Raw genomic sequence first — 15,504 nt, 5'->3', positions numbered from 1 at the left:
CGGTGCAAACCGTCATGCCCGGGTTCCCGTCATGGCCAGGCCGACGGTGGCGGGCGTCCACTGGGCCACCGGCTTGATCGCGACCAGCTTGCCGCCGCACAGCACGGCGATGCGGTCGGCCAGCGCGAAGATCTCTTCCAGGTCCTCGGACACCAGCAGCACGCCGGCGCCGCGCGCGCGGGCGGCCAGAAGCTGCTCGCGCACGTAGGCCACGGCGCCGATGTCCAGGCCCCATGTCGGCTGGTCGGCCACGATGAAGCGCGGCTCGCGCGCCAGTGTGCGGCCCAGGATCAGCTTCTGCATGTTGCCGCCCGACAGGCTGCGCGTGCGTACATCGAGCGAGGCGGCGCGCACGTCGAACTGCTTGGCCAGCGAGGCCGCGTACGCCTTGCCCGCGCGGGCGCGGATCAGGCCGTGACGCGCAAAGCGCTTGTCCTTCAGGTCTTCGACGATGGCGTTTTCCCACAAGGGGCTGTCGCCGATCATGCCTTCGCCGTGGCGGTCTTCCGGAATGCGGCCCACGCGCGCGGCCGTCCAGCCGGCGGGTGTCGTGGGCGCGGCGGCGTGTTCCGGACCCAGCCGGATCGTGCCGTCCGACGGTTGGCGCAGGCCGGTCAGCACCGACACCAGCGCCTGCTGGCCGTTGCCGGCCACACCGGCGATGGCCACGATTTCATGCGTGTGGACCACGAGGTCCAGGCTGTCCAGGCGCGGCGCGCCGTCGCGGCTGTCGCGCACGGTGACCTGCGACAGCGTCACCACGGGCGCAGCCTGCTCGGCGGCAGTCGCGGCCTCGGCGCGCGGCATGACCACCTTGCGGCCCACCATCAGTTCGGCCAGCTCCGCGGGGTTGGTGCCCGCGGTGTCGCGTTCCGCGACCAGCTTGCCCTGCCGCAGCACCGCCACCCGGCGCGACACGGCCATTACTTCGTCCAGCTTGTGCGAAATGAAGATGACCGCCAGGCCTTCGTCGACGAAGCCGCGCAGCGTCGCGAACAGATCCTGCACTTCCTGCGGCGTGAGGACCGCGGTCGGTTCGTCCAGAATCAGCACGCGGGCGCCGCGGTACAGCGCCTTCAGGATCTCGACGCGCTGCTTTTCACCGACCGACAGCGTGCCGACGCGCGCGTCCGGGTCCACGCCCAGGCCGAAGCGCTGGCCGAGTTCCACGAGGCGCTTGCGCGCCTGGCCGCGGCCCGAGGCCAGCTTCCAGAGCGATTCGGTGCCCACCATGATGTTGTCCAGCACGGTGAGGTTGTCGGCCAGCGTGAAGTGCTGATGCACCATGCCGACGCCCGCCGCCAGCGCGGCATCGGGCCGGCCGGCGGGCAAAGGTTTGCCGAAGACTTCGATACTGCCGGCATCGGCCACATAGTGGCCGAACAGGATCGACACCAGGGTCGATTTGCCGGCGCCGTTCTCGCCCAGCAAGGCCAACACTTCGCCCTGGCGGAGCGTAAGCGAGACATCGTCGTTGGCCGTGAGGCTGCCGAAGCGTTTGGTGATCCCCGTCAGTTGCAGGGCGAGAGGCGCTTGGTTCATCGTGCCGAGGACTTGGGTTCTTTGTCGTTGACCTTCACGGTGAAGCTGCCGTCCAGGATGGCTTTTTCCTTGGCCTGGACCTTGGCGATCAGGTCGGCGGGGATCTTCTGTTCGAACGTGCCCAGCGGCGCGAGCGACGAGCCCTTGTGCTTCATCAGCGAGTACTGGCCGAAGTCATCGGCCTTGAACGCGCCAGCCTTCACCTGCTTGAGGGCTTCTTCGATGGTCGGGATCATGCTCCACAGCGCCGAGGCCACCACCGTCTCCGGGTACTGCGGCTGCGTGTCGATCACGTTGCCGATGGCCAGTTTGCCGCGTTCCTTGGCGGCGTCCGACACGCCAAAGCGCTCGGCGTACAGCACGTCCGCGCCCTTGTCGATCATGGCGAAGGCGGCTTCCTTGGCCTTCGGGGGATCGAACCACGAGCCGATGAAGGTCACCGTGAATTCGGCCTTCGGGTTCACTTCCTTGACGCCTTCCATGAACGCGTTCATCAGGCGGTTCACTTCGGGGATGGGGTAGCCGCCCACCAGGCCGATCTTGCCGGTCTTGCTCATGCCGCCGGCGATCATGCCGGTCAGGTAGGCCGGTTCCTGGATGTAGTTGTCGAACACCGAGAAGTTGGGCTGCTGCGGCTTGCCCGACGAACCCATCAGGAAGGCGGTCTGCGGATAGTCCTTGGCGACCTTGCGGGCCGCGGCTTCAACCGCGAAGGCTTCGCCCACGATCAGCTTGTTGCCCTGCTCGGCGTACTGGCGCAGCACGCGCTCGTAGTCGGCGTTGGTGACGTTTTCCGAGAACGTGTAGTCGATCTCGCCGCGGTCGCGCGCGGCGGACAGCGCGATGTGGATGCGCGACACCCATTGCTGCTCGACCGGCACCGTGTAGACGGCGGCGACCTTGATCTTGGCGGGCGCCTGCGCCAGGGCCGCGCCCGAGAACAGCAGCGCGCCGGCGGCCGCTGCGGCCAGCTTGAGCAGGCCGCGGCGGGCGATGCCTCCGGCGGACGAAAGGGAAAGGGATTTCATGCAGGTGACTCCTACGCGGGGAAGGACAGGAAATGGAGGGATGGGGGGATGCCGCCCGCCGCACGGAGGCCGCTGCCGCAGGCAGGCGTGCCGGGCAGATCGTGCGTGAACGGGGACGTGGGATCGGTCATCGGATGGGAGCGCCAGGCGGCGCACCCGGCCAAATGGTCGAGTTCTCAGCCTGTCCTGGCGAAGCAATATGTATGCCACGGGGCGTTCCCGCGACAAGGCGGGGAAACCTGATGGCCGGGCAGGATTATAGGCACCCTCGCGGGGAAGCGTGGCACCAGTTTGGTGCGTGGTGTCCCGATGGATGGACACCGGCGGGTCGTGCGACGCACTGCAATGGAACGCAGTGTTGCCGCGCGGACGGCAGGGTCTATGCCCCAAGCGCGAGGCCGCGCGCCTAAAATTGCGCGCATGAGCCGCGCCCGCGCCGCGCGCGGCAAGCTGGAAACCCCAATGCAAGATATTCAATTGCTGCTCGAACAGTACGGCGGGTGGCTCGTGTTCGCCAACGTCCTCATCGAGCAAGCCGGTCTGCCGGTGCCCGCCTACCCCATGATGATCGCCGCCGGCGCGCTGGCCGGCGCCGCCGGCTGGCTCGTGCCGCTGCTGGCCGCCACGGCCGCGTGCCTCATCGCCGACAGCCTGTGGTACTGGGCGGGAAGGCGCTACGGGTCGCGTCTGCTGGGCGTGGTCTGCAAACTGTCGTTGTCGCAGGACTCGTGCATCCGGCAGACGCAGCGGCTGTACCTGCGCATCGGCGTGCGCGCGCTGCTGGTGTGCAAGTTCCTGCCGGGCGCGGGCGCGCTGTCCACCGTCATGGCCGGGCTGACCAACACGCCTTACCGCCGCTTCTTCCTCTATGACCTGGCTGGCGCGCTGATCTGGGTGGGCTCGGCCCTGTTGCTCGGCGGCCTCTTCCACAGCGTCATCAACGACGTGCTGGACATCCTGGGCACCTACGGCCCGATGGGACTGGCGGTGCTGGCGGCCGTGCTGGCGCTCTATATCGTGGCGCGCTTTCTGCGACGCAAGATCCTGCTGCGCAGCCTGCGCGTCATTCCACGGCTGTCGGTTGACGAATTGATGCAATGGCGCCAGGACGGCCGCGAGGCGCTGGTCTTCGACGTGCGGCCCGAGGCGCAGCGCGATGCCGCGCGCATTCCGGGCGCCGTGGCCGTGGACCTGAAGCAGCCGTTGCCCGCGCTGGATCCCGGCGCGATCGATTCCGACATCGTGGTCTATTGCGCGTGCCCGAATGAGGTGTCGGCTGCCCTGCTCGCCTCGCGGCTGCGCGCGGCCGGCTACCGCAAGATCTGGGCGCTGCGCGGCGGCTACGAAGCCTGGCTGGAACGCGAACAGCAGGCGTGAGGCGTCCAGGACAGCAAGCCTGGTGCGTCTTGGGCAGGTCCGACGCGTGGAGCCGCAAGCCTGAAGCGTCCAGCGCATGATCCATCGGCCGCCGCGCGTGCGCGGCTGCGTGGCCCGGGCGCATAATGCCCGCATCGGCCCGCGCCTGACGCGGGCAGCCAACAGGAGACAGGCATGCGGTTGTTGTTCTTGGGCGCCGGCGGCACCGGCGGATACTTTGGCGGACGGGCGGCGCAAGCCGGCGCGGACGTGACGTTCCTGGTGCGCGAGCCGCGTGCCGCGCGCATCCGCGAACACGGGCTGCGCATCCAGAGCCCGCTGGGTGACGCCACGCTGCACCCCAAGCTGGTCACGCAGCAGACGTTGCAAGAGAGCTATGACGTCGTCGTGCTGTCCTGCAAGGCCTACGACCTGGACAGCGCCATCGAGGCTATCCGCCCCGCCGTGGGGCCGGACACCGCCGTGCTGCCCATCATGAACGGCGTGCTTCAGTACGACGTGCTGGACCGCGAGTTCGAACCGCATCGCGTGCTGGGCGGCCTGTGCCAGATCAACGCCACGCTCGGCCCCGAAGGCGAAGTCGTCCACCTGGGCAAGCACGCCAACCTGGTGTTCGGCGAACGCGCCGGCCCCGCCCGCAGCGAGCGCTGCGTGGCGCTGGAGCAGGCGCTGGCGGGCGGCGAATACGTCAGCCGCCTCAGCGAAAACATCTATCAGGACATCTGGGAAAAGTACGTCATGCTGACGACGCTGGCCGCAGCCACCTGCCTGATGCGCGGCTCGGTCGGCGAGATCGCGTCCACCGACGACGGCGTCGACATCCTGCTCGGTCTGCTGCAGGAATCGCAGTCGGTGGCCGCAGCCTCCGGTCACACCGTGCGGCCCGAGGCGGACGCCACCGTGCGCAAGCTGCTGTCGGACCGCACCCAGCCCATGACCGCCTCCATGTTCCGCGACCTGCGCCAGGGCCTGCCCGTCGAGGCCGACCACATCGTCGGCGACATGGTCCGCCGTGCCCGCACGCTGGGCGTGGACGCGACTTACCTGCGCGTGGCTTATTCGCATCTGCAGGTCTATCAGGCGCAACGCGCCGCCCGCTGATCGCGGGGGCGGCCCCTGTTCAAGCGGGGCCGCCGGGCGCACACTGATCGGGCGTGCCGCTGCTGCGTGCACGCCCGGTCAAACCCCAGCCGCCCGCCGCCATCCAGCGCATTGGTGCATGGATTGCAAAGAACTCTTCCTGTTTGACGGGTTTTTCGTTCGGATTTGACCGAATAGTATGGCTTTGCCTTGAGCCGGACCCTGTTCCGCCGCAATCGTGCGGTGCCTGTTCCCGGCCCATTCCTTCCAGGAGCAAGACCATGAAAATCGCATTGATCGGCATTACCGGGCGCGTGGGTTCGCGCGTGGCAGACGAATTGCTCAAGCGCGGTCATCAAGTGACGGGCATCGCCCGCACCCAAGGCGAAGTGAACGAGCAGCCGGGCCTGACCGTCCGCCAGGGCGACGCCACCGATCCCGAAGGTTTGACCCCCATCCTGGCCGGCCACGACGCCGTCATTAGCGCCACGCGCTTCGTGTCCGCCGACGCCAAGCCGCTGCTGGCCGCCGTCAAGAACGCCGGCGTGCCGCGTCTGCTGGTGGTGGGCGGCGCCGGCAGCCTGCTGGTCGCACCCGGCAAGATGCTGATCGACACCCCCGAATTCCCCGATGCCTACAAGCCCGAGGCCCGAGCAGGCGTCGTGTTCCTGGACACCCTGCGTCAGGAAAAGGTGCTGAACTGGACCTTCCTGTCGCCTTCGGCCATGTTCGAACCCGGCGAGCGCACCGGCACGTTCCGCGTGGGCGACGACCATCTGCTGGCCGACGACGACGGCAAGAGCTGGATTTCGATGGAAGATTACGCGATCGCCCTGGCCGACGAGATCGAGACGCCCCAGCATTCGCGCCGCCGTTATACCGTCGGATACTGATCCTCGGACGCGTTTGTTTGTAAACTGGCAGGCCGCCGATCGGCGTCATCTGAGTAGTCCTGTATGCGTAAGAAGTGGAAATCCTTGGCCGCCTGCCTGCTGGTCGCCGCCAGTTGCGTGGCAACTGCACCGGCGCTTGCCGCCGCGCCGCAATCGAACAAGGAAATCGCCGTCGCGTTCTTCCGCATGATGTTCCAGGACCGGGACGTCGACGAGGCGGTGCGCCTGTATGTCGGCCCGAACTACACGCAGCACAATCCGTACATGCAGGACGGCGTCGGGCCGATGGTCGACTTTTTCCCGCGCTACTTCGAGCAGCATCCGCAGGCCATCGTCGAGATCAAGCGCGTCATCGCCGAGGGCGACCTCGTCATGATCCACAACCTGTGGCGCGATTCGCCGGAAGACCGCGGCCAGGCCGTGGTCGACATCTTCCGCGTCCAGGACGGCAAGATCGTCGAACACTGGGACGTCAGCCAGGAAATCCCCGAGAATCCCGCCAACAAGAACGGCATGTTCTAGGTGTCCATGATCGAACCCGTTGACCTGCCCCGCGCCTATCTCCTTCTGAACCACGGCCCGACCGTGCTGGTCACCAGCGCGCACGGCGATGCCCGCAACGTGATGGCCGCGGCGTGGGCCATGCCGCTGGACTTCAGTCCGCCCAAGATGCTGGTCGTGGTCGACAAGAATACCTGGACGCGTGAACTCATCGAAGCGTCGGGCGAGTTCGCGCTGTGCATTCCGTCGCGGGCGCAAGCGCGCGCCACGATGGTGGTGGGATCGCAGTCCGGACGCGACGACGACAAGTTCCAGGCCAGCGGCCTGACGACGTTTCCCGCCAGCAAGATCGGCGCACCGCTCATCGAGGGCTGCCTGGGCTGGCTGGAATGCAAGGTCATTTCCGAACCGCACAACCAACAGGCCTACGATCTCTTCATCGGCGAGGTCGTGGCCGCGTGGGCGGCGCCGGACGTGTTTTCCGGCAACCGCTGGCACTTTCCGGACGACGAGCGCCGGTCGGTGCACTACCTGGCCGGCGGCTCCTTCTTCGCCACCGGCGAAGCCTTCAACGTCGCCGATCCGGAGTAAGGGCCATGCGCAGTGTGTACCTGGCGGGTTTCGATGTCTTTCTGCCCGATGCCGTGGCACACGGCGAACGGCTCAAGACCCTGTGCGCCACCTACGGTTTCGAGGGCCTGTTCCCGCTGGATAACGCCGCGCCGCCGGAACTTGCCGGGCAGGCGCTTGCAGAATGGATCTACCGCGCGAACGTCGCGCTGATCCGCCGTGCCGACATGGTGATGGCAAACCTGAATCCGTTTCGCGGCGCCGAGCCCGATTCGGGCACGGCTTTTGAAGTGGGCTACGCGATCGCCTGCGGCAAGCCCGTGTGGGGCTACACCAACCAGGCCGGCACGCTGATCGATCAGGTGGCGGTGGGGGCGGCGGCGGACGACGGCGCCTCGCGCATGGTCGACGCGCAAGGCCATACCGTCGAGGACTTCGGGCTGAATCTGAACCTGATGCTGGCGTGCAGCGCGCGCATTGTGACGGGCGGCCCGGCGGACTGCCTCGCCAGAATGGCGCGCGGCGCTTGAGTCCGGCGTCTGAGTCCGGCGCCTGAGTCCGGCGGCTAGGCGCGCGCCGGCTTCGCCTTTTTGGCGGCGCTGGCTGTCTTGATGGCTTTAGCCGGCTTGTCTGCGCTGACCGTCCTGGCCGCCTTCGGGGCAGCTTTGACTGCCTTGCTCATCTTGCCCGGCGCGGCGTTTCCAGACGCGCCCAGGTATCCCATGACCGCATCGACCACCGCGCCTTCCAACTGCTTGGGCGTGAAGCCCGCGGGCGGCTCGAGCGCGGCCGCGTGCACCAGCGACTCCATGATCCGCAACACCACGTAGGTCGCCAGATCCCGGTCTTGCTGCGCGACTTCTGCGCGGTGCAACTCCAGCAGATGCCGCATGCGGCGGTGGATGTCCTGGTCCGCGCGGCTGTGCTCGTGCGGCTGGTCGAACAGCGGAAACTCCCTTTCCAGTACGCGGTGCAGCGCGGGCTCCAGCAGATGCGCGTGCAGCATCGCCTGCACGATCGCGCCCACGCGCTCGCGCAGCGTGGCTGCCGGGTTGCCGTTCAGCACATCGTCGATCACGTCCAGCATCTGGTTGTCATGCCGGTCATGCAGCGCGGCGATCAGCGCGTTCTTGTTGGGAAAGTATTGATAGAGCGAGCCCACGCTCACGCCCGCCGTTTCCGCGATCAGATTCGTGTTGGTGCCGGCATACCCGTGTGAGGCCAGAACGCGAGCCGTGGCCTGAAGAATGGTGTCGACGGTTTGCTGCGATCTGAGTTGGCGCGGTGATTTCCGGGGCTGGGGAATGACGGTCATGAGTGAGGCAAAGGGCGAGAATCAAACGTGAGCAATGGCTCATTGAATTGGCGGCACGCGATGGCAGGCCGGCCAATCGTGGTCGGGCGCAGTGGCCACCAGGCGGCCATGGATCTGCATCGCTTCGCGCGAATTATGCCATCCGCTCATGCCCGCGATCGGGGCGCGCGCACTCGTTCAAATGCTCGTTCAACAACTCACCCTGTCGACGCCGCCCGCGGCCAGCGCAGCCGCGGGTGCGTTCTACGAGTGCGTTCAGACTGTCGCCGCCATCTCCAGCACTTCGTCGTCGATCGCTTCGGCTTGGCCGTCCTTGAGCTTTTGCAGATGGTCGGCCAGTTCAGCGATCGTCAGCGCCACCAGCCCGTGCTCGGCGGCGTAGCGATCCAGCGCCGCGCCGCGCATCATCGTGCCGTCGGCATTCATCAGTTCGCAGAGCACGCCCGCCGGGCGCATGCCGGCCAGCACGGCCAGATCCACCGAGCCTTCGGTGTGGCCGCGGCGCGTCAGCACGCCGCCCGGTTGGGCGCGCAGCGGAAACACGTGGCCGGGGCTGACGATGTCGTCGGGCTGCGCCGACGGCGAGATGGCGGCGCGGATGGTGGTGACGCGGTCGACGGCGGACACGCCGGTGCTCACGCCTTCGCGCGCCTCTATCGACACGGTGAAGGCCGTGGCAAAGCGGCTCTGGTTGCGCTGGACCATCGGCGGCAATTCCAGGCGATCCAGCGTGTCGCCGGGCAGGCACAGGCAGACGATGCCGCTGCCGTCTCGGATGAGCTGCGCCATGACGGGCACGGTCAGCTTGTCGGCCGCGACGATCAGGTCCGCTTCGTTCTCGCGGTCAAAGTCGTCCATGAGGATGACGGGACGGCCCAGGCGCAGATGATGCAACGCGCGCGACAGGCGCACGGCAAAGGGCTGCGAAGCCAGGCTGGGGATGGGGGACTGCTGGGTGAAGGCAACGTTGGACATTGAAACGCTCTCGCAAAAGGATGGGGCGAAAAACGTTTCAGGGCTAATCGACAGCCGAACGCAATACGGCCAGGCAAGGCGCAAACGCGCCCGGCGCAGCCGAGTATGTGCCGGCACATCTTCTCTCATCCGGACTATGACCGTCGGCCCTGGCATCTCACCAGATCTGCTGACCCCGGCCAAAGCTTGGCCGGGCGCTCGCGGGCTCGCCACATTGCATGGCATACCGCCGGTGGGGAATTGCACCCCGCCCTGAAGACGTACTGCATGTCGTGTTAACGACCGGTCGATTGTACGCCTGTCCGCAGCGCGGGTCTGAATATGCTTATTGCGGTTGGGGTCTTGGGAAATGGGGCGACGGGCCCCGTTTTCCGTCAGGCGGCCTTGGCGGCCTCGGATGTTTCAGTTTTCGCGGTCTTGGCAGCGTTGGCTTTCCTGGCCTTGCCGGCATCGGTCTTAGTGGCCTTGTCCGCATCGGCCTTCTTCGCCATTTTCTTGGGCAGCGCCAGCATCGTGCCGCGGCAAGGCGGCGTGCCGCAGAGGCACTTGTAGCCTTCCTTCAGCGCCTTCGTGATGCGGCCGTCCAGGACCAGACCGTAGTCGTAAGACAGTTCCGTGCCGCGCGGAATGTCCTGCAGCGCCACGATGTAGACGCGCTTGCCGTGCTTGCCCTCCTGCGCCTCGCAGTTGGGCTGGCAGGAATGGTTGATCCAGCGCGCATCGTTGCCTTCGTCGCCACCGTCGATCACGCGGCCGGAGCTGAGCGCAAAGAAGAACGTGTGGAAGGGATCATCCGGATTCGTGGGATGGCGGCGGTCGGCTTCCTTGGCGCTGATGCGCGCGCCGCCGTACTCGATGATGCGCGTGCCTGCAGGGATCTTGCGGGCGGCGAAGACGCCGTTGCCGTGCAGCTTGGAGCGGCGGACGGCATACCAGGGCTTGATCGGAGTGTCTTCGGTGGTCATTGAGGCTCGAGGGTGGCGGTGAGACGAAACAGAATTATATCGGCGGCTTTATTGCGCGATGACAGGCGTATAGTTGGCGCCGCCTTGTCCCTTGCTTGATATTCATCATGATCGTCCGTCCGCGGCCCTCCGCGCTGGCTTTGTTCTTTGTACTGCGCGGTTCCATCATTCCGCGCATCCTCAGCAGGATCATCGTCATCACGGTGCTCTCCTGCGTGGTGGTGTGGATGTACCACCGCCAGGTCTTCTCGCCCGCGCACCTGACCGCGGTGCCCTTCTCGCTCTTCGGTCTGGCCCTGTCCGTCTTCATGGGCTTTCGCAACAACGTCTGTTATGACCGCTGGTGGGAAGCCCGCAAGCAGTGGGGCGACCTCGTTGTGCAGGCGCGCAGCCTGGCGCGCGAAAGCGCCGTGCTGCTGGCGGCCAGCACCGCCAATCCGGTGCAGGAACGGCTGGTGCGGCGCTGCATCGGTTTCGGGTATGGGCTGGCGGCGCGGCTGCGCGGACAGGACATGGTCGAGGCCGTGCGTCCGTGGGTGCAGCAGGACGAGCTGGATTCCCTGGCTGGCTGCCGCAACGTGCCCGATGCGCTGCTCATGTCCATCAACCGGGATCTCGCGGCCTGCCTGCGGCGCGGGGAACTGACCGACATCCTGTATCAGGGGCTGACCCAGCGCGTCGCGCAGTGCGCCGCGATCCAGGCGGCCTGCGAACGCATCAAGTTCACGCCCTGTCCGTTCGCCTACTCGCTGCTGTTGCATCGCACCGCATGGCTGTTCTGCCTGCTGCTGCCTTTCGGTCTGGTGGGCACGCTGGAGTTCCTGACGCCGCTTGCGGTGACCATCGTCGCCTACACATTCTTCGGCCTGGACGCGTTGGGCGACGAGCTGGAAGATCCCTTCGGCGCGGACGAAAACGACCTGCCGCTGTCGGCGCTGGCCCGTGTGATCGAGATCGATCTGCTCGAAGGGCTGGGTGTGCGGCCGCTGCCGGAGCCGGCGGTGCCCGTGGACTACGTGCTGCGCTGAGGACGTTGGAATGCCGGCCGTGGCGATGGGGCCGCCCATCGCGACTGGCGCCGCCCCTACGCGACTGGCGCTGCCCTGTGCCAATGGCGCTGCCCTATGCCAATGGCGCTGCCCTATGACGCCGGCCCGGCCCCCGGCCCCGTCAGCGGCAGCTTGGTTTCCTTCAACCGGCGCAGCACGAAGCAGGACTTGCTGTGCCGGATCCCGGGGATGCGGTAGAGCTGTTCGCGCAGCAGGCGCTCGTAGTCGCGGGTGTCGCGCACGGCGATGCGGATGTAATAGTCATAGTCGCCCGACACCAGAAACGCCTCCAGCACCTCCGGTATCTGGGCCAGCGCGCGCCCGAATTCGTACAGCGTCTCTTCGCTGTGGCTTTCCAGCGTCACGTGGACGATTACCGTGTCCATGAAGCCCAGGCTGGCCGGATCGATGTCCACCGTGTAACCGCGAATCACCCCGGCGCTTTCCATGCGCTTGATGCGGTTCCAGCACGGCGTGGACGACAATCCGACCGCCGCGCCGATGTCGTTCAGGCTGGCGCGCGCGTTGTCCTGCAGCACCTTCAAAATGGCCAAGTCGAACTTGTCGAGGTTCATTTTCTTTGATTCCTCCAAATCAAAGATGAATTTACTCCGTTCGCCTGTTATCCGTGGAAAAGAAGATAAAAATTCTTCGGATCTACCAATAAGATGGATAGCATGAACGATCGCCTGCACCCCACCGCCGCCGCGGCGCTTGCCGCCACCGAAACTGCCACCGAAGCCGCCCCTGAAAACGGGGCGAAAATTCTGCTCGACACGCTGATTGCGCACGGTGTCGACACGGTCTTCGGGTATCCGGGCGGGGCGGTCCTGCCCCTGTACGACGCCCTGTACGCCGAGCCGCGGCTGCGCCACGTGCTGGTGCGCCACGAGCAGGCCGCCGTCCATGCCGCCGAGGGCTATGCCCGCACTACCGGCCGCACGGGCGTGGTGTTCGTGACGTCCGGGCCCGGTATGGCGAACACGACCTCGGGCCTCTTGGACGCCATGTGCGATTCGATCCCGGTGCTGTGCATCAGCGGCCAGGTGGCCACGGCGGCCATCGGTACCGACGCCTTCCAGGAATGCGACGCCATCGGCATCTCGCGTTCCGTCACCAAGTGGAACACCCAGATCCGCGCCGTGGACGACGTGGCCAGCGTGACGGCCCGTGCGTTTGAACTGACGCGCCAGGGCCGCCCCGGCCCGGTGCTGGTGGATTTTCCCAAGGACGTGCAGCTTGCCGTGCCGCGCGACAGCGATGGCCTGCACGCGCCGTCGCAGCACAAGCTGGCCGCGCTGCGCGCGCGCCGCCAGTCCGGCAAGCTGGCGGCCAAGCTGCCGCAGTCGGCCGTGCGCCGCGCCGCCGCGCTTATCGCGCAGGCCAAGCGGCCCATCTTTTACGGCGGCGGTGGCCTGGTGAATGCCGGCCCCGAGGCCTGCGAGGCGTTCACGGATCTGGTGCGCCACACCGGCGCGCCCTGCACGCTGACGCTGATGGGCCTGGGCGCCTTCCCCGCGTCCGACCCGCAATTCGTGGGCATGCTGGGCATGCACGGCACGGTCGAGGCCAATCTGGCCATGCACAATTCGGATCTCGTCGTCTGCATCGGCGCGCGCTTCGACGACCGCATCACCGGCAAGCTGTCGGAATTCTGCCCGCACGCCCGCAAGATCCATATCGACATCGACCCCGCCTCGATCAACAAGGTCGTGCGCGTGGACGTGGCGCTGGTCGGCGACTGCCTGCCGCTGGTGCGCGCGTTGCGCGCCGAGCTGGGCGACACGCCGCTCGAGCCCGCGCGACTGGCGCCCTGGTTCAAGCGCATCGACGCCTGGCGCGCGCAGGACTGCCTGGGCTTCACGCCCGCGCCCGACGCCATCCTGCCGCAACACCTGATGTCGCGCCTGAACGCCGCGCTGGCGGATCGCGATGCCATCGTGTCGACGGACGTGGGTCAGCATCAGATGTGGGCCGCGCAATACCTGCGCTTTGACCGGCCGAACCGCTGGCTGACGTCGGGCGGTGCAGGCACCATGGGCTACGGCGTGCCCGCCGCCATCGGCGCGCAGGTCGCGCATCCGGACAAGACCGTGGTCTGCGTCAGCGGCGACGCGTCGGTGCTGATGAACATCCAGGAACTGTCCACCGCCATGCAGCACGAGACGCCCGTCAAGGTCGTGCTGTGCAACAACGGCTACATGGGCATGGTGCGCCAATGGCAGGAACTGATCCACGGCGGCCGCTACAGCCACAGCTACAACGCGTCATTGCCGGATTTCGTGGCGCTGGCCCGGGCGTTCGGCTGGGGCGCGGCACGGGTGGATGATCCTGCCAAGCTGGATGCGGCGCTGGCTGAGTGCCTGGCGCATGACGGTCCGTACTTCCTGGACGTGGCGGTCACGGCGCAGGAAAACTGCTTCCCGATGATGCCGGCGGGGCATGGCCACCAGAAGATGATGCTGGCCGAAGGCGTCTGGTATCAGGACGAGACGACCTGAGACGTTGCCGGAGTGGGTGTCAGACGCCTTGCAGCCGCCGACACCCGCGCCGTCTCAAAACTGGATAGACAACCCGCCGTCCACCACCAGCACGTGGCCGTTCACATACGACGCCGCAGGCGAAGCCAGGAACACGGCGGCCCCCGCAATTTCCTCCGGCTCTCCCCACCGACCCGTCGGATTGCGTGCCGCCACGCGCGGGCCGAACTGCGGGTCCGCGACCATCTCCGCATTGGTTTCCGTGGCAAACGTCCCCGGCGCGATGGCGTTGCTGGTGATGTAGTGCGGGCCGAACTCCGCCGCCAGCGCGCGCACCATGCCGGTCAGCCCTTGCTTGGCCGCGGGATACACCGCGTCGCCCGCGCGCGCCAGTTCTCCCACCACCGACGTAATCGCGATCAGCCGCCCGCCGCCCTGACGCATCATGCGCTCGGCCGCAAACTTGGCCAGCAACATGCCGGCCACCAGGTCGGTGTCGATCAGCTCGCGGATTTCGGCTGGGCTGGTGTCGCGCAGCGTCTTGCGATTGCGCGCGCCGACGTTGTTCACCAGGATGTCCAGGCGCTCGTGCTCGCTGTCGATGCGTTCGAACGCCTCTGCCATCGCCGCGTCGTTGCTCACGTCAAACGGCAGCGGATGCGCGTCCAGCCCCGCGCCGGTCAGCTCACCCACCGCCGCGTTGACCGCTTCAACATTGCGGCCGTTGATCAGCACGCGCGCACCACAGCCGGCCAGGGCCCGCGCGATGCAAAAGCCCAGCCCACGGGCCGAGCCGGTCACCAGCGCCACCTGTCCCGTCAGGTCGAAATTGCGCAGATACGGAAGTGTCTTCATCAATCGGGCCTCGCTCATTCCCGGAATTCCGGCGCCCAGTGCAAGAGCCGCCGTTCAATCCACGTCACACAATAAACCAGCGCAATGCCGACGATGGACAGCAGCGTCACTGCCGCGAACATGTCGGTGGCGTTCAGCGTCGCCAGCGCGGTGATCATCAGATAGCCCATGCCCGTGGTCGAGCCCACGAATTCCGCCAGCACCACGCCGATCAGCGCAAAGCTGATGGCATTGGGCAGCGCGGCAAACGTCCACGCCGCCGCCGTTGGAATGCGCACGCGCCACAGGATCTGGCGCGGCGAACCGCCCAGCGTGCGGCAGAAATCGACAAGCTCACGTTCTACGCTGCGCCCGCCCTTGTAGGTGTTGAAGAACACCAGAAAGAACACGACGAACCACGACGTGACCACCTTGGATGCCAGCCCCAGCCCGAAGAACATGGTGATGAGCGGCACGAACGCGATCCGCGGCATGGAGTTGAACGCCACGATGAACGGGTTGAACACGTCGGCCAGAAAGCGGCTGCGGCTGAGCGTCATGCCCACCACGAAGCCGCTGCCCACGCCCACCACCAATCCGACAAGCGTGGCCTGCAGCGTCAGCCACAAATGCGGCCAGACTGAACGCGGCCCGGGCTGCAGCCATTCCCACAGACGCACGGCCACGCGCGAAGGCTGGCTGATGAAAAAGGGGTCGAACAGCGTGTTCTGCGCAAACCACGGGATGCGCGTCAGCGTCTCCCACGAGCCCAGGATGACGGCAAGGATCAGGATCTGCCACAGGGTGATGCGCACGCGGCGCGCGACGGCGGCGCGGCGGTCCAGCCGCAACTGGTCCTGCAGGGTGTCAGCGGTATCAATCGAAGTCATGACGC

Annotated in this window: 16 protein-coding genes and 1 riboswitch; of the genes, 8 read left to right on the top strand and 8 right to left on the bottom strand. The window is 66.8% G+C overall.

Annotated features, from left to right (window positions below):
• Positions 1 to 12: 12 nt before the first annotated feature.
• Positions 13 to 1,542 carry an ABC transporter ATP-binding protein gene (locus HV681_RS25105; RefSeq protein ID WP_175125839.1) on the bottom strand — a complete coding sequence of 510 codons (1,530 nt, stop codon included), beginning with the start codon at positions 1,540 to 1,542 and terminating at the stop codon, positions 13 to 15.
• On the bottom strand, positions 1,539 to 2,570 hold the full coding sequence (locus HV681_RS25100) for a BMP family protein (RefSeq protein ID WP_175125838.1): 1,032 nt from the start codon (positions 2,568 to 2,570) through the stop codon (positions 1,539 to 1,541). Before HV681_RS25100 ends, HV681_RS25105 begins: the two co-directional genes overlap by 4 nt.
• Positions 2,571 to 3,032: 462 nt before the next feature.
• Between HV681_RS25100 and HV681_RS25095 the strand changes: the two genes are divergently transcribed.
• The 6 genes from HV681_RS25095 to HV681_RS25070 all read left to right on the top strand — a co-directional run bounded on the left by HV681_RS25095 (position 3,033) and on the right by HV681_RS25070 (position 7,521).
• Positions 3,033 to 3,947, top strand: coding sequence for a DedA family protein/thiosulfate sulfurtransferase GlpE (locus HV681_RS25095; RefSeq protein ID WP_175125837.1), 915 nt, complete (start codon positions 3,033 to 3,035; stop codon positions 3,945 to 3,947).
• Between the two features lie 174 nt (positions 3,948 to 4,121).
• Positions 4,122 to 5,048 (top strand): 2-dehydropantoate 2-reductase, encoded by a 927-nt coding sequence (gene panE / locus HV681_RS25090; RefSeq protein WP_175125836.1) that lies wholly within the window; start codon positions 4,122 to 4,124, stop codon positions 5,046 to 5,048.
• A 260-nt stretch (positions 5,049 to 5,308) separates the two neighbouring features.
• Complete coding sequence (locus tag HV681_RS25085; RefSeq protein ID WP_175125835.1) at positions 5,309 to 5,920, top strand: NAD(P)-dependent oxidoreductase; 612 nt, start codon at positions 5,309 to 5,311, stop codon at positions 5,918 to 5,920.
• Positions 5,921 to 5,983: 63 nt separating this feature from the next.
• Entirely contained in the window at positions 5,984 to 6,442 is a 459-nt protein-coding gene (locus tag HV681_RS25080; RefSeq protein ID WP_175125834.1) for a nuclear transport factor 2 family protein, read from the top strand.
• The gene (locus HV681_RS25075) at positions 6,443 to 7,012 is read left to right on the top strand and encodes a flavin reductase family protein (RefSeq protein WP_175125833.1); all 570 of its coding nucleotides are present in this window, start codon (positions 6,443 to 6,445) and stop codon (positions 7,010 to 7,012) included. It begins immediately after the preceding gene.
• 5 nt (positions 7,013 to 7,017) lie between these two features.
• Positions 7,018 to 7,521, top strand: coding sequence for a nucleoside 2-deoxyribosyltransferase (locus HV681_RS25070; RefSeq protein ID WP_175125832.1), 504 nt, complete (start codon positions 7,018 to 7,020; stop codon positions 7,519 to 7,521).
• 35 nt (positions 7,522 to 7,556) lie between these two features.
• On the opposite strand, the gene HV681_RS25065 is transcribed toward HV681_RS25070, so the two are convergent.
• The 3 genes from HV681_RS25065 to HV681_RS25055 form a co-directional block, all read right to left on the bottom strand.
• Entirely contained in the window at positions 7,557 to 8,306 is a 750-nt protein-coding gene (locus HV681_RS25065; protein ID WP_175125831.1) for a TetR/AcrR family transcriptional regulator, read from the bottom strand.
• 255 nt (positions 8,307 to 8,561) lie between these two features.
• Positions 8,562 to 9,281 (bottom strand): 3,4-dihydroxy-2-butanone-4-phosphate synthase, encoded by a 720-nt coding sequence (gene ribB / locus HV681_RS25060; protein ID WP_056565879.1) that lies wholly within the window; start codon positions 9,279 to 9,281, stop codon positions 8,562 to 8,564.
• 113 nt (positions 9,282 to 9,394) lie between these two features.
• Positions 9,395 to 9,545, bottom strand: a riboswitch (FMN riboswitch).
• Between the two features lie 110 nt (positions 9,546 to 9,655).
• A complete protein-coding gene (locus HV681_RS25055) occupies positions 9,656 to 10,246 on the bottom strand; it encodes an SET domain-containing protein (protein ID WP_175125830.1) in 591 nt (196 codons plus the stop codon).
• A gap of 107 nt (positions 10,247 to 10,353) precedes the next feature.
• On the opposite strand from HV681_RS25055, the gene HV681_RS25050 reads away from it, so the two are divergent.
• On the top strand, positions 10,354 to 11,274 hold the full coding sequence (locus HV681_RS25050) for a bestrophin family protein (RefSeq protein WP_175125829.1): 921 nt from the start codon (positions 10,354 to 10,356) through the stop codon (positions 11,272 to 11,274).
• A 113-nt stretch (positions 11,275 to 11,387) separates the two neighbouring features.
• Here the strand turns inward: HV681_RS25050 and HV681_RS25045 are convergent, their stop codons facing one another.
• A complete protein-coding gene (locus tag HV681_RS25045) occupies positions 11,388 to 11,870 on the bottom strand; it encodes an Lrp/AsnC family transcriptional regulator (RefSeq protein ID WP_175125828.1) in 483 nt (160 codons plus the stop codon).
• Positions 11,871 to 11,963: 93 nt separating this feature from the next.
• Here HV681_RS25045 and ilvB point away from each other — a divergent pair, with 93 nt between their 5' ends.
• Entirely contained in the window at positions 11,964 to 13,796 is a 1,833-nt protein-coding gene (gene ilvB / locus HV681_RS25040) for a biosynthetic-type acetolactate synthase large subunit (RefSeq protein WP_175125826.1), read from the top strand.
• A gap of 54 nt (positions 13,797 to 13,850) precedes the next feature.
• Here the strand turns inward: ilvB and HV681_RS25035 are convergent, their stop codons facing one another.
• Both HV681_RS25035 and HV681_RS25030 read right to left on the bottom strand, forming a co-directional pair.
• Entirely contained in the window at positions 13,851 to 14,630 is a 780-nt protein-coding gene (locus HV681_RS25035) for an SDR family oxidoreductase (RefSeq protein WP_175125824.1), read from the bottom strand.
• Positions 14,631 to 14,644: 14 nt separating this feature from the next.
• The gene (locus HV681_RS25030; protein WP_175125822.1) at positions 14,645 to 15,499 is read right to left on the bottom strand and encodes an ABC transporter permease; all 855 of its coding nucleotides are present in this window, start codon (positions 15,497 to 15,499) and stop codon (positions 14,645 to 14,647) included.
• Positions 15,500 to 15,504: the final 5 nt, after the last annotated feature.

Origin of the sequence: Achromobacter animicus (assembly GCF_902859585.1) — a bacterium.
GTDB lineage: Bacteria > Pseudomonadota > Gammaproteobacteria > Burkholderiales > Burkholderiaceae_B > Achromobacter > Achromobacter animicus.
The sequence above is the reverse complement of the archived record's forward strand: the minus strand, read 5'-3'. Positions and strand labels throughout refer to the sequence as shown.

Excerpts from the sequence above, each read along its gene's own strand:
- HV681_RS25105 (WP_175125839.1), bottom strand. The coding sequence starts at position 1,542 with ATGAACCAAGCGCCTCTCGCCCTGCAACTGACGGGGATCACCAAACGC.
- HV681_RS25100 (WP_175125838.1), bottom strand. The coding sequence starts at position 2,570 with ATGAAATCCCTTTCCCTTTCGTCCGCCGGAGGCATCGCCCGCCGCGGC.
- HV681_RS25095 (WP_175125837.1), top strand. The coding sequence starts at position 3,033 with ATGCAAGATATTCAATTGCTGCTCGAACAGTACGGCGGGTGGCTCGTG.
- panE (WP_175125836.1), top strand. The coding sequence starts at position 4,122 with ATGCGGTTGTTGTTCTTGGGCGCCGGCGGCACCGGCGGATACTTTGGC.
- HV681_RS25085 (WP_175125835.1), top strand. The coding sequence starts at position 5,309 with ATGAAAATCGCATTGATCGGCATTACCGGGCGCGTGGGTTCGCGCGTG.
- HV681_RS25080 (WP_175125834.1), top strand. The coding sequence starts at position 5,984 with ATGCGTAAGAAGTGGAAATCCTTGGCCGCCTGCCTGCTGGTCGCCGCC.
- HV681_RS25070 (WP_175125832.1), top strand. The coding sequence starts at position 7,018 with ATGCGCAGTGTGTACCTGGCGGGTTTCGATGTCTTTCTGCCCGATGCC.
- HV681_RS25065 (WP_175125831.1), bottom strand. The coding sequence starts at position 8,306 with ATGACCGTCATTCCCCAGCCCCGGAAATCACCGCGCCAACTCAGATCG.
- ribB (WP_056565879.1), bottom strand. The coding sequence starts at position 9,281 with ATGTCCAACGTTGCCTTCACCCAGCAGTCCCCCATCCCCAGCCTGGCT.
- HV681_RS25055 (WP_175125830.1), bottom strand. The coding sequence starts at position 10,246 with ATGACCACCGAAGACACTCCGATCAAGCCCTGGTATGCCGTCCGCCGC.
- HV681_RS25050 (WP_175125829.1), top strand. The coding sequence starts at position 10,354 with ATGATCGTCCGTCCGCGGCCCTCCGCGCTGGCTTTGTTCTTTGTACTG.
- HV681_RS25045 (WP_175125828.1), bottom strand. The coding sequence starts at position 11,870 with ATGAACCTCGACAAGTTCGACTTGGCCATTTTGAAGGTGCTGCAGGAC.
- ilvB (WP_175125826.1), top strand. The coding sequence starts at position 11,964 with ATGGATAGCATGAACGATCGCCTGCACCCCACCGCCGCCGCGGCGCTT.
- HV681_RS25035 (WP_175125824.1), bottom strand. The coding sequence starts at position 14,630 with ATGAAGACACTTCCGTATCTGCGCAATTTCGACCTGACGGGACAGGTG.
- HV681_RS25030 (WP_175125822.1), bottom strand. The coding sequence starts at position 15,499 with ATGACTTCGATTGATACCGCTGACACCCTGCAGGACCAGTTGCGGCTG.